We start from the raw sequence: 12,705 nt of genomic DNA, 5'->3' as shown, positions 1-12,705 counted from the left end.
TAGTGATGGTTTTAGCGTTTTACAAATTTCACGATCTGCGTGCCAGCCTTCAGGATGTAGACTCCCGAACGGAAATCCCCGACATTGACCTGTGTGGTCTCCTCGCCTGCTCTGAGAGAAGCCATCTTCTTACCGGAGATGTCGAAGACAGCAACCGGAGTGCCTGCAGCAAGACCGGAGATGTCGAGACGACCGTCAACAAGACCGTTGAGCTTGAAAGTGTTGATACTGTTGATTGATGAAACGTCGCTGAAATCCAACACGACATCGTCTAATGCGTATGACTCCTCAGAGCCTTCGAAATGCAACACTACGTTGTCGCCACTGAAAGTGAGCTGGGTGACGGTTTTCTCAACCGTCTGACCGTTGATGGTCAGGGTTTGCACGACATCAGCATTTGCCGAAAGGCACAATGACATCAATGCCAGTGAAACCGCAATGATTCTTTTTTTCATTTTTTAATTTAAAGATTAGTTCGGTAGATTAATTCTATATAATTATCGTCCTTTCATAAAGAAGTCCGACAGACATCGAGGACGCTTGTGTTCCTCGTGGAGTGTTTCTGATTTGCATCGGCAAAAATAAGAAAAAAACCGGCAAAGAGATTATGCTCCAGCCGGCTTTCTATCGTAAACGTTTACACTAGTATCAAAACTACACTATCGGGAAGTCATGAAGCCCTCAAGGTTGGCATACTTCCGCTTCATCATGCGCACGTATATATTGTTTATCCAGTATTTATGGGTGAAGATGAATGCCAGACCTACAGCCATCAGGATTATATAAGTCATCGTGTCGCTGAAAAACATCTTGAGCATAGGGAGGATGAATGAGGGGGCGAAAAGGGCTACAACCTCATAGACCACCTGGATATAGTTGGTTTCAAGACCGCTCTTCTTCGTAAGCTTGGTGTTGAGAGGAAGCGTCTGCTTGTTGGTAACGGCAAGCTGCATCAACAGACAGAACAACGGTCCGGCTGTGAATATCATCAGCGAGACGAGCATCAGGAGGCTGTATTTGCCCGTGAACACCGTAGGGAGCATGAGCAGGAGGGGAAGAAGGAGAACGACGGAATAGAAGTAATATTTCGCTTCCAACAGACTGCGGATATTCTCTTTCCTCACCATCAGGCATTCGATGAAATTGCCTTCGTAGCTCATTATGCGCACGTGGTTGACACCGACGAGGATGAAGGGATAGACGCTCCAGAACTGGGTGGAGAAGTCATCGTCGTAGATATCGGTGAATGAGTTCAGAAGGCTCAATATCACCACGAAAACGATTTGCAGAAGGAATGTCTTGCGCATGTTCTTGTTGCGGAGCACCATCTTGAGCTCGAGCTTCAGATATTCGCCGGTCTGATTGAAACGGTCGAAGAAATCGAATGAGGAGATGGAGCGCAGATTGAGTTCTTTTTCTGCCTGTGTCTCGGATTTTATGCAACGGTATTGTACCGTTCTGTTGACCATGAACAGGACAAGCAGAAGACCAAAGAGAAGAAGGAACAGAAGGGGGTTGCAGTCTGCCACAAGGGTTCCGATGCCGGAATATACGGACAACAGCTTGGTGATGCCACCTACAGGCCATGGAATAAAAAGCAGAGCATAGACAAGAAGAGGCAGCAGGATGAGCCAGGCTCGCTCTATGACAAGTGTGCGGCAGAGCATATAGAACAAACTGTTGCACACGATGAACAGATGGAAGCCCAACACAAGAAACAATGTGGAGAAAAGGCCATAGCCGAACAATACGCTCATCAGAGAGAATGGCACAGTGACTGACAGCCACAGGAGATTGCCATAAGAAAAGACGCTCGACAGAAGGAAACAGTCTACGCAGTCGTAACGCCGCAAAGGCAGCAGCAGATAGGGCTTCACCATCTGAGACGGAGTGTGCTGCATGAAAAAGCGAGCCAGAAAGTCTACAGCAAGCAGAAACGGCAGTATGGAGAAGAAGAACTGGGGAGCCGTGAAAGTGGTGGAGTCGTTGGCTATAAGCGACAACAGGACGGCTATGAACATCATATACAAGACGAGCATCACACCGCCAAGAATCATGAAGAACTTGGCTATGCTGTTGGTCTCGAAAGCCACATTGCGACGTTCTGAGAGTCTGACATGACGACGCAGAGTACGGTAAACCTGGAATTTGTTCATATTCTTGATGAAATGTCTTTAAACGGCAAAATTACCGTGGGCGTTAAACCGCATAATGACCGTTGGGGATTATCTCAGGTCGATAACTTCAGCATTGGGATATTCCTTGCTGTTGAACCGGAAATGGGAATCTGAGAGATTGACCTTACGGAAGTTGGACACGCGGATAGTGGTCCATCCGCCGGACTGACGCATCTTGACTGTCTGGAGCTGATAGCTCTTGCTCACGGTGACATACATCTCCTTTATCGTGCGGCCCTTGTTCACGGCATCCATGTGTACCTGCCATCCATTGCCCAGCTTCTTCACGGAGAGTTTGTAGCCGTTCTTGTAGATATACAGGAACTTGTATGGATTCATTGACTGCTGCTGAGCCTCGGTTGGAGTACTGATGTTCACCTCCTGAGACTTTTTCATGTATGTCCATTGAGTGCGACCGTCATACCATACTACGGATGCCGGGGTGTAGGCATAGAACTTGTTGCCCTTGACGGCTACTGTGCCACTCACGTTGCCCAACTTGCCGGAGGCGCTGAAGTTGGCTTTGGCTCCAGACTTGCTGTAGAGCGTCTGTGCTGTCTTGTCGAGTATCTTACGGGCTTCCTTGGCGTTCTGGCCATAAGAAAGGCAGAAGACCATGACAAGAGAGAATATTAACAATAAACGTTTCATGAATCGTTGAATTTTATTTGTCTGTTATTATATGTCCTATCCGTCATATATGTTCTATTCGTCATATATGTCCTATTTTGATAATCAGCCTCTGAGAGAGACGAGCAGGTTCTCCAGACTGTTTTCATCGGCAAGAAGCACCTCACGAGGCTTGCTGCCTTGTGCTGCCCCTACGATGCCTGCCTTCTCGAGCTGGTCCATCAAGCGTCCGGCACGATTGTATCCGATAGAGAAGCGGCGTTGTATCATAGAAGTTGAACCCTGTTGGGTAATCACTATAGCGTGGGCTGCCTCCTCAAACAACGGGTCGAGAGCATGACCGTCTAATCCGCCACCAGATACTTCTGCCCCCTCTTCGGATGCCGGCTCCGGAAGTTCGAGAGGTTCTACAGGACCTGGTTGTGAACTGATATACAGGTTTATCTTCTCCACCTCGGGAGTATCCACGAAGGCACATTGCACACGCACAGGCTCGTTGCCGCTGAGGAAGAGCATGTCTCCCCTACCGATAAGCTGGTTGGCGCCAGGACGGTCGAGGATGGTACGCGAGTCTATCATCTGGCTCACCTTGAAGGCCATACGCCCAGGGAAGTTCGCCTTGATGTTACCGGTGATGATCGAAGTGGTAGGACGCTGGGTTGCGATTACCATGTGGATACCTACGGCTCGAGCGAGCTGGGCGATACGTGCTATAGGAAGCTCCACCTCACGGCCTACCTGCATGATGAGGTCGCCGAACTCATCGATTACTACAACGATATATGGCATGAACTCGTGTCCGTCGGTAAGGCGGAGCTGATGGTTCAGGTATTTGCGGTTATACTCCTTGATGTTGCGTGCTCCAGCCATCTTCAAAAGGTCGTAGCGGGTGTCCATGAGCTTGCAGAGACTATTGAGCGTACGCACCACCTTCTTCACGTCGGTAATGATAGGTTCGTCATCACCAGGCACCATAGCCATGAAATGGTTGGCGATGGAAGAATACACGCTGAACTCAACCTTCTTGGGGTCGATGAGCACAAGCTTCAGTTCATTAGGGTGTTTCTTAAATAATAATGATGTGATGATGGCATTGAGTCCGACAGACTTACCCTGACCCGTTGCACCGGCCACGAGCAGATGCGGTATCTTGGCGAGGTCTACCATGAACACTTCATTGGTGATGGTCTTGCCCAGGGCGATAGGAAGTTCAAAACTGGTCTTCTGGAATTTCTCCGAATTCAAGATGCTCTCCATCGACACGATGTTCATCTTTGCATTCGGCACCTCTATACCGATGGTTCCCTTGCCTGGAATAGGAGCTATGATACGCACTCCGATAGCCTTGAGGCTCAAGGCGATGTCGTCTTCAAGGTTTCTGATTCTGGAGATCTTCACTCCCTCTGCAGGTGTTATCTCATAGAGGGTGATTGTAGGGCCTACAGTTGCAGAGATTGTCTTTATCTGCACACCGAAACTGCTGAGCACCTCTACGATACGGTTCTTGTTTGCCGTCTGCTCCTTCATGTCGATATATGGCTGGTCGTCATCATCGTATTTCTTGAGCAGGTCGAGAGTAGGGTATTTATAGTTGAGCCAAGGCTCCTTAGGGTTGATTGGCGTGTCGAGAGGATTCCCGGCAGGAGCCACAGTCCTTGATGTTGACGACTTGGAATCTCCCTCTGCCGGACGTATCGTGAAGCTCGGATCTGAAGTTTCTTTCGATTTCGGCATAGGTGTGGCCGGATTATTCAGAGGCGTTGTCTCTGTCTCCTCAGCATCAACATTAGGCACGATGTTGACAACTGGCGAACCAGAGTCGCTGAAGTCCACCGTCTGCTTCAGAGTCTCCCTGTATTTGCCTGTTTCAGCAGCCTCTGAACCGGCAGCCGCAGAGACAGCAGAGGATTGTGCAGAGTCATTCATATCAGAAGCGGCGTTACCTCCGCCCTCACCCTTGGCGTTGGTGACATAGAAGCCGACGCGGTTCTGAATCATGCTTACGGGGTTTAATATTTTCCTTACCACCATCACCGTTTCCGAACTGAGATATGTGAGGAAAAGGATTGCCACCAAGACGAGGATTCCGATAAGTCCCGGCAGTCCGACAACATTCTCAAGCCACTGGCAACAGTACTCTCCATGTCCGCCTCCTGGATTATACACCTCGCCACCGATAAGAGGCGTGAGGAACTTGGTGGCAAATATTGATGTCCAGAGCATTATGACGCTGAAGCACAAGAATGTCTTTATCAGATTGGGATTGTATGCCTTGACGAGTTTCAGACCCACGATACACAGGAATACGGGTATCATGAAGGCAGAATAGCCGAAGCATTGGCAAATGAAGAAATCCGACAACAAAGCGCCCAATGGACCACAGGCATTCTGGAAGGCGCTGTTCTTGCTGAACCAGTCGCCGGGACGCATATCCATGACAAGGCTCTGGTCGATGGACGCTGTGGCGAAATAGGATATGAATGCCACGACAAGCCATACGGAACAGACAAACAGAATGATACCGAATATGAAATTGAAGATATCATTTTGGAGCATCTGTACTCCCATGACTTCTGCAAAACTTTGTTTTTGTGCTTTCTTTTTCTTTGCCATTATTACGCTTGATTGATTATTTTAATGAGTGCGCGAAACCATTTCACGCTTATGTTCATGCAAAAGTAACCGAAATTTGCAAGAAATACGCAAAAACTCATATTTTTTTTCTAATTTTGCAAGTCCATTGATATTTGAGAATGAAAAAAGTAATATATAACAAAATCGACAAACACGCAGTGACAGAAATGCCAAGGGCTGTTTTTGAGGGACGCATCTTCGTCATAACAACCGAAAGAGATGCAGACAGAGCAGTGGAATACCTTCTCACACAGCCTATTCTCGGCATTGACACCGAAACGAGACCTGCTTTCAGAAAGGGGAAGCAATACAAGGTTGCCCTGCTGCAAGTGGCGACATACGACACTTGCTTTCTGTTCAGACTGAACAACACAGGCATGACAAAATCAATAATAAGACTGCTTGAGGACGAGAGCATTCCGAAAATCGGACTCTCGCTACACGACGACATAATATCGCTGCACAAAAGGGCTGAATTCAAGCCGGGCAACTTCATCGACCTGCAGAAGCATGTGGGAGAAATCGGAGTGGAGGACCTGAGTCTGCAGAAACTTTACGCCAACTTCTTCGGACTGAAAATCAGCAAGGCGCAACGGCTCACGAACTGGGAGGCGGACATACTGACGGACAAGCAGAAGGTGTATGCCGCAACAGACGCCTGGGCATGCATAAAGCTATACGACGAGCTGATGAGACTGGAGAGAAACAAGGATTTCGAACTGAGAATCGTGAAGCCGGCAGAAGAGACAGTAGAGGCAATGGCAAAGAAGCAAGCATAAAGTATTTCACCTACGGCTTGATGACCGCTTGTGAAACCAACGGTATGATGACCGTTCGTGGGATTAACGGCATGATGACAGTCAGTGGGAGTAACTGACTGATGACCGTTTGTGGGATTAACATAAAAATAATATAATATAGAATTCGATTATAGTATGACTCAATACAAGTCTGTTTATTTGAAAAGAGGGAAAGAAGAAAGCTTGAAACGCTTCCACCCTTGGGTTTTCTCTGGTGCCATAGCAAAGATGGACGAAAGTATAGAAGACGGCGACACGGTGAACGTGTACACGTCGGAAGATAAATTCATAGCCGTAGGCCACTACCAGATAGGAAGTATTGCCGTGAGAGTGTTGTCGTTTGAGGAGCGCTCCATCGACAAGGACTTCTGGGAAGAGCGCCTCTCAGAGGCTCTGAAGATGAGACTGGCAATCGGAATTGCCGACAACTATGAGAACAACACCTACAGACTTGTTCATGGCGAGGGAGACAGCCTGCCGGGACTGGTGATAGACTGCTACGGAAAGACTGCCGTGATGCAGGCCCACAGCGTTGGCATGCACATCAACAGGACTGACATTGCCGAAGCATTGGTGAAGGTGATGGGCGGAAGGATAGAGAACGTGTTCTACAAGAGCGAGACCACCCTACCCTACAAGGCAGACCTCGGACAGGAAAACGGCTTCATCATCGGAGGCTGTACCGACAATACGGCAGTGGAAAACGGACTGAAATTCCATGTTGACTGGCTGAAAGGACAGAAGACAGGATTCTTCGTTGACCAGAGAGAGAACCGCAGTCTGCTTGAGAAATACGCAAAGGGGAAGAACGTGCTCAACATGTTCTGCTACACAGGAGGCTTCTCCTTCTATGCCATGAGAGGAGGAGCAAACCTCGTACACTCCGTTGACAGCAGCGCCAAGGCAATAGACCTGACCAACGCCAACGTGGAACTCAACTTCCCTGGCGATGAGAGGCATCAGGCTTATTGTGAGGACGCATTCAAATTCCTTGACAACGCAGAGGATTTCTACGACCTCATAGTGCTCGACCCACCGGCTTTTGCCAAACACAGAGCCGCCCTACACAATGCCCTGAAAGGCTATACACGACTGAACGTAAAGGCTTTTGAGCGTATCAAGCATGGCGGAATACTGTTCACATTCAGCTGCTCACAGGTAGTGACGAAAGACAACTTCAGGAATGCCGTGTTCACTGCAGCTGCCATATCAGGACGAAACGTGAGGATACTGCATCAGCTGCACCAGCCGGCTGACCATCCTATCAACATCTACCACCCGGAGGGAGAATACCTCAAGGGTCTCGTGTTGTATGTGGAATAATTAGTTGCATGGTGAACAATATGTTGCATGTGGATTAATTGCTGTATGTGATTAATTGCAGCATGTGGAATAACATATAGAAAAGACAACCGTATCTTGAAAAGTTTTCTAAATAGCGTCAGCAGATTCATAAAGGAAGAAAAGCTGATGGAGGCAGACGGACTATACCTTGTCGCGCTGTCGGGAGGAGCCGACAGCGTGGCACTATTGCTATGTCTGAAAGATCTGGGATACAGAGTGGAGGCAGTACATTGCAACTTCAGGCTCAGAGGAGAAGAGTCTGACCGGGACGAAGATTTCTGCAAGAGGCTTTGCGAGAAAGAGAATGTCATGCTCCACATCACCCATTACGACACCCGGTCGTATGCCTCGCTCCACGGGATAAGCATAGAGATGGCGGCAAGGAATCTGCGCTACAGCTATTTCAAGCAGCTCAGAGAGGACATGGGGGCGGCAGGCATCTGCGTAGGCCACCACATGGAGGACAGCGTGGAAACCATGTTGCTCAACATAATAAGAGGAACGGGAATAAAGGGCGTGACGGGAATAGCAGCCAAAAACGGACATGTGACAAGACCCATGCTCTGTGTCTCCCGCAACGAGATAGAAGACTATCTGAAGGAAAGGGGGCAGACTTACATCACAGACAGTTCAAACCTCGTGAACGACGTGAAGAGAAACAAGCTCAGACTCGACGTCATGCCTCTGATAAGGGGAATAAACCCTTCGGCAGACAAGAAGATGTTTGAGACTACAAGAAGGGTGACAGAAGCCAACAGGGTGTTTGAACACGCAATAGAAAAGGCGGCGGAGGACTCTACAGCTGTAAAGGACAACTATCTATTCATCAATATAGAGAGGCTCAAGCGCCAGGTGTCTCCCGAATACACACTCTACCACATCCTTTCAAGACACTCGTTCTCGTCGGCTACCATAGACGACATATTCTCAAATCTGGACAATCTGAAGAACGGAAGCATCTTCTCTTCAGACACCCACAGGCTCGTTGCAGACCGCGGTTTTCTCGTGATAGAACGGAATGAAGACAAGGACAGCAGAAATGAGAAGCCTTTCATATTGCCCGAAAGCGGCACATACATTATCAACGAGACCACGAAAGTAAGAATCAAGGAGGAAACCACAGAAGAGGGATTCACGCCAAGCCGAAGCCAGTTTACCATAAGCGCAGATGCTTCGAAAGTGAAATTTCCTCTCAGAATACGCCGTTGGACCCAGGGCGACTGGTTCATCCCCTTCGGAATGACAGGAAAGAAGCTTGTCAGCGACTATCTGACAGACAGGAAAATGGCATTCTTCGACAAAGAGAAACAGCTTGTCATGACAGATGCCGGAAACAACATCCTATGGCTTATAGGCCAACGCCTGGACAACAGGTTGAGGATTTCTGGAAACACAAAGAAGATCTTGACAATCGAGTTTATTTGCAATTGAAATATAGGCAATTGTATAGATTAGACAATTGCATAACCAATTGAAGTTTCCATATAAACACAACTTCAAACCAACAAGTTATGAACAGGCGTTTCACCGGTTTACAATGCAGAAACGCCCTATACCCAAGCAACAAACTTGCGGTTATTGAAGAGCAAACAAGCAGACCGCCTCTGATGACTAATAGCCCTTGAAATCCATGATTTTGGGGCAGAACCCTTTAAAGGGACAGTTCTCGCAATGCGGCTTTCTGCTTGTGCAGACATACCTGCCATGGAGCAAGAGCCAATGATGAGCGTCGGCCAGCAACGCTTCAGGGATGTTTTTCGTCAGACACCGCTCCACCGCCAATGGAGTGGCAGCAGATTTCGGCACAAGCCCCATTCTGTGGCTCACACGATAGACATGGGTGTCGACGGGCATTGCAGCCTTTGAAAAGGCAACGGCAAGCAGCACGTTGGCGGTCTTGCGCCCCACACCCGGCAGACTGGTGAGATCGTCGAGTGCCGAAGGGACCTTCCCTCCAAACTTCTCCTGTATGGCCACCGAGAGTTCCACGAGGTGCTTTGCCTTGGAATTGGGATATGAAATGCTGCTGATAAACGAAAGCACATCTTCAGGATCTGCCTCTGCCATTGCCGCCGCATCAGGATAATGCCTGAACAATTCCGGCGTCACCTGGTTCACCCTCTTGTCTGTGCATTGGGCGCTCAAGACTGTAGCCACAAGCAGTTGGAAGACGCTGCCGAATTCCAGTTCCGTGGTGACGTGTGGAGAAACTTCCGCAAAATGTCTCAAGACAGCTTCATAACGTTCAGAGCGTTTCATATCTCAATTTCAATGAATATCCAGGTCGGTGACTTTAATAGTCGAGGACTAATATGTTAAAAGACTATGTGGTCGAAGCATATTGTTGCCGGAGACTATTATTGTCGTAGACTTTGTTATCGTAGACTATTGTTGTCGTAGACTTTGTTGTCGCAGACTATTATAGTCAAAACAATATCGTTTTCGAAGACTATATTTTGGTTTACTCAGCCTTCTCAGCAGCTTCTTCTGTAGCCTCTTCTGCATTTTCCTCAGGGTCAACGAAATTCGTCACACCGTTGGAAACCAGGATGTTATACCACTGGAGAAGCTTCTTGATGTCGCTGTCGTGTACTCTGTCGCGGTCGTAGTCAGGAAGAATTTCGGCAAAATAAGCGTGAAGTTCGTCCTTGCCACACTTCTTGTAGTCGAGCGAGCATACCTTTCCGTCCTCCTTGCGGAGCACAGAATCGAGAATATTCATCAATGGAACATCCTCAGCCACTGTATACATGGCGATGTCGGAAAGACTTGTCACTCTGTCGCTTGCGAAGATAGGCAGGCGGCGATGGGTTTCGTCCAAGGCTTCAACGATAAGGTTCATCTTTGAACTTGACACAAGCTTATAAAGTCCGGGCTTTCCGGAAACTGACAAAATTGTAAAATCCATTTCAAATATTTGTTTAATAATAAATTAATAAGTTCTCATTATCGTCCCGACGATGTCATAGGGACATGACACATCAGCAGACGTTCAGATTTCAGCGTAGGCGCAAAGCCGCCAGCACGTCGTCAATCTGCGGTTCCAAAGGTTTGCTGCCGTCGTTGAGGATAACGAAATCGCTTTTAGCCTCCATCTCCTCCTGACTCATCTGGCAGTTTATCCATTCTCTTGCCTTCTCTCGCGTTATAGAGTCGCGGACGATGATTCTGTCCACCCTCACCTCTATCGGTGCCGATACGCAAACCACGCAGTCCACGAGCTTGTCGAATCCGCTCTCGAAGAGGATGGCGCACTCCATGAATTGAAGTCCCGAGGCTTTGAAATCGTCGGCCACAGCGGGATGCACGATGGCGTTAATCCTTTTCTTGTTGTCTTCGGCGTCAAGAAGAAACTTTGAGATGACAGCCTTGTCGGGCTTTCCGTCTGCATAGGCATCCTGTCCTATCAGGTCTGTCAAAGCCTTTCTTACGGATGGCGACTCGCGCATTATGCGTTTGGCTGCGCTGTCGCAGTCGTAGACCTCTATCCCCCTGCTTTTCAACAAGGAGCTGACGTATGATTTTCCGCTTCCTATTCCGCCTGTAATGGCTGCTTTCATAATTGTCTCCATTATTATAGACAGCCACCATCGAGGGGCTATACATGCTCTCTAATAGCCGCTGTCAATATTCTACCTATTTATATAATAGCTGCCAGAAAGGGAGTTCCTGTGGTATTTATGACTTTCTTTTCCGCTACTGTTCTTCAATGAGGTAGTCCACATGTTCTATTTCGGTATGCGCATTCTTCACGCCATGCGGCACGGATGCAATCTTGAGCGTGCATTTGTCAGAAGGCGCTGAGAGAATCTCGTTGTAGTCTACCACCACCTTGAACTTGTTGGTGTTTATGGTTCTGAAGATGCTCGCGCCAACGGTGAAGACCACTTTAACCCTCGACGGGAATGTTCTCAACACCTTTCCCTCCGGCATGTTGAGCGCCGAGATGGGAACCTCTGCACTTTCCTCGGTCAGCACATCCGGATAGACAGCCATCCTGACACGGGAGGGCACACATTTCACTCCTCTGATTTCCATGAGGTCAAGGTCGCGTCTGATGGTGTCCTTGAGGTTTTTGATATTGATCCGCTCTGTGTAGATGTACTTTATGCTGTCGAGCATTTTCTGACTGCCGTAAACATCCACCATATCGGGCGAGAATTCTATCTTCGCCAGATAATAGCTTGCGTCAGCCTGTATGTTTCCCGCCAGTCTTACGGGCAGCCGCTTGTGCATTCCGTAATTGTAGAAGTATTCCAGCTTGTCGGGCTTCACTCCTGTCACCTTCGACGAACTGTATAGTTCGGCATAGATCAGCTTGGTGAGTTCCGACGCAGACACGGAGCCATACCCCTTGTTCTTGATGTATGAAGAGAAGGGTATGTCTATCCTTTTCAGTTTGTCACCATATATATATGTACATAGAGTATAGCCTTTGTCTTTCACAGTCACCTTTATCGTGTCTTCGGTGTCGCTCGTCGGTACCACGTTTTTAGGTATGTTCACGATGCGCACGGGAATCCTGAGTTCTTTCTCATAGGTGTCGTTCAGGGCCAACAACAGCCAGAAGGCTCCGCTCAGGGCGAGGAAGAACAAAAAAATCAGGAACTCCTTGTTCACGATATTGAAAAAGGAGTTTCTGACTATACTGTATATACTTTTCAGGATGCGTTTCATTATTTTTCCTTGCTGACGGTTGCAGAAGCTGCGACATCAGCAAATACAGAACCTTTGTCAACTGTTATAACCACGCCCTTTGCGATTTCGAGCTCGATTTTGCCTGTAGCGATGTCCACTTTCTTGATGGTGCCGTAGATTCCTCCGCCTGTCACCACCTTTGAGCCCTCCTGCAGCGAGTTCTGGAAATTGCGTATTTCCTTCTGCTTTTTCTGCTGCGGACGAATCATGAAGAAATACATGATGGCAAAGATCACCACCATCATTATAAGGAACTGCATGCTGCCTCCACCCTGTTGCTGGGCAGCCAAAAACATTGTTGTGTTCATAATTTACTGTTATGTTTGTTTTAAATGTTAATCGTTTGTCTGTTTTTTGGGCGTCTCGCCTGTTTTAATGTCAAGCACTTTACCTGTTTTAATGCCAGGCGCTTTGCCTGTTTA

Annotated in this window: 12 protein-coding genes; 3 read left to right on the top strand and 9 right to left on the bottom strand. The window is 48.1% G+C overall.

Going from position 1 to position 12,705, the window contains the following annotated elements; all coding sequences use genetic code 11:
- Positions 1-11: 11 nt before the first annotated feature.
- The 4 genes from CCC32_RS09570 to CCC32_RS09555 form a co-directional block, all read right to left on the bottom strand.
- A complete protein-coding gene (locus CCC32_RS09570; RefSeq protein ID WP_022316364.1) occupies positions 12-455 on the bottom strand; it encodes a T9SS type A sorting domain-containing protein in 444 nt (147 codons plus the stop codon).
- A gap of 204 nt (positions 456-659) precedes the next feature.
- Complete coding sequence (locus CCC32_RS09565; RefSeq protein WP_287074048.1) at positions 660-2,156, bottom strand: DUF5687 family protein; 1,497 nt, start codon at positions 2,154-2,156, stop codon at positions 660-662.
- 69 nt (positions 2,157-2,225) lie between these two features.
- Complete coding sequence (gene lolA1 / locus CCC32_RS09560; RefSeq protein WP_287074046.1) at positions 2,226-2,828, bottom strand: outer membrane lipoprotein periplasmic chaperone LolA1; 603 nt, start codon at positions 2,826-2,828, stop codon at positions 2,226-2,228.
- Positions 2,829-2,912: 84 nt separating this feature from the next.
- Positions 2,913-5,420, bottom strand: coding sequence for an FtsK/SpoIIIE family DNA translocase (locus tag CCC32_RS09555; RefSeq protein WP_287074044.1), 2,508 nt, complete (start codon positions 5,418-5,420; stop codon positions 2,913-2,915).
- A 140-nt stretch (positions 5,421-5,560) separates the two neighbouring features.
- Between CCC32_RS09555 and CCC32_RS09550 the strand changes: the two genes are divergently transcribed.
- The 3 genes from CCC32_RS09550 (at position 5,561) to tilS (ending at position 9,016) form a co-directional block, all read left to right on the top strand.
- Positions 5,561-6,220, top strand: coding sequence for a 3'-5' exonuclease (locus CCC32_RS09550; protein WP_278841208.1), 660 nt, complete (start codon positions 5,561-5,563; stop codon positions 6,218-6,220).
- 156 nt (positions 6,221-6,376) lie between these two features.
- Positions 6,377-7,564, top strand: coding sequence for a class I SAM-dependent rRNA methyltransferase (locus tag CCC32_RS09545; RefSeq protein WP_287074041.1), 1,188 nt, complete (start codon positions 6,377-6,379; stop codon positions 7,562-7,564).
- Positions 7,565-7,660: 96 nt separating this feature from the next.
- Positions 7,661-9,016: a tRNA lysidine(34) synthetase TilS gene (tilS, locus tag CCC32_RS09540; RefSeq protein WP_278841206.1), complete on the top strand. Its 1,356-nt coding sequence runs from the start codon at positions 7,661-7,663 to the stop codon at positions 9,014-9,016.
- Positions 9,017-9,196: 180 nt separating this feature from the next.
- Here the strand turns inward: tilS and nth are convergent, their stop codons facing one another.
- The 5 genes from nth to yajC form a co-directional block, all read right to left on the bottom strand.
- A complete protein-coding gene (gene nth, locus CCC32_RS09535; protein WP_044064887.1) occupies positions 9,197-9,844 on the bottom strand; it encodes an endonuclease III in 648 nt (215 codons plus the stop codon).
- Between the two features lie 202 nt (positions 9,845-10,046).
- Positions 10,047-10,493 carry a DUF5606 family protein gene (locus tag CCC32_RS09530; protein WP_044079703.1) on the bottom strand — a complete coding sequence of 149 codons (447 nt, stop codon included), beginning with the start codon at positions 10,491-10,493 and terminating at the stop codon, positions 10,047-10,049.
- 91 nt (positions 10,494-10,584) lie between these two features.
- Positions 10,585-11,145, bottom strand: coding sequence for a dephospho-CoA kinase (gene coaE / locus CCC32_RS09525; RefSeq protein ID WP_287074035.1), 561 nt, complete (start codon positions 11,143-11,145; stop codon positions 10,585-10,587).
- A gap of 136 nt (positions 11,146-11,281) precedes the next feature.
- Positions 11,282-12,262 carry a CdaR family protein gene (locus CCC32_RS09520; protein WP_022316353.1) on the bottom strand — a complete coding sequence of 327 codons (981 nt, stop codon included), beginning with the start codon at positions 12,260-12,262 and terminating at the stop codon, positions 11,282-11,284.
- Positions 12,262-12,591, bottom strand: a complete 330-nt coding sequence (gene yajC / locus CCC32_RS09515; RefSeq protein ID WP_022316352.1) for a preprotein translocase subunit YajC — start codon at positions 12,589-12,591, stop codon at positions 12,262-12,264. Before yajC ends, CCC32_RS09520 begins: the two co-directional genes overlap by 1 nt.
- Positions 12,592-12,705 lie beyond the last annotated feature (114 nt).

It is taken from the genome of Prevotella sp. LMAG:51, from assembly GCF_008680225.1.
Lineage (GTDB): Bacteria > Bacteroidota > Bacteroidia > Bacteroidales > Bacteroidaceae > Prevotella > Prevotella pectinovora.
Note: the sequence above shows the minus strand (reverse complement) of the source record. Positions and strands in the feature narration are given on the sequence as shown.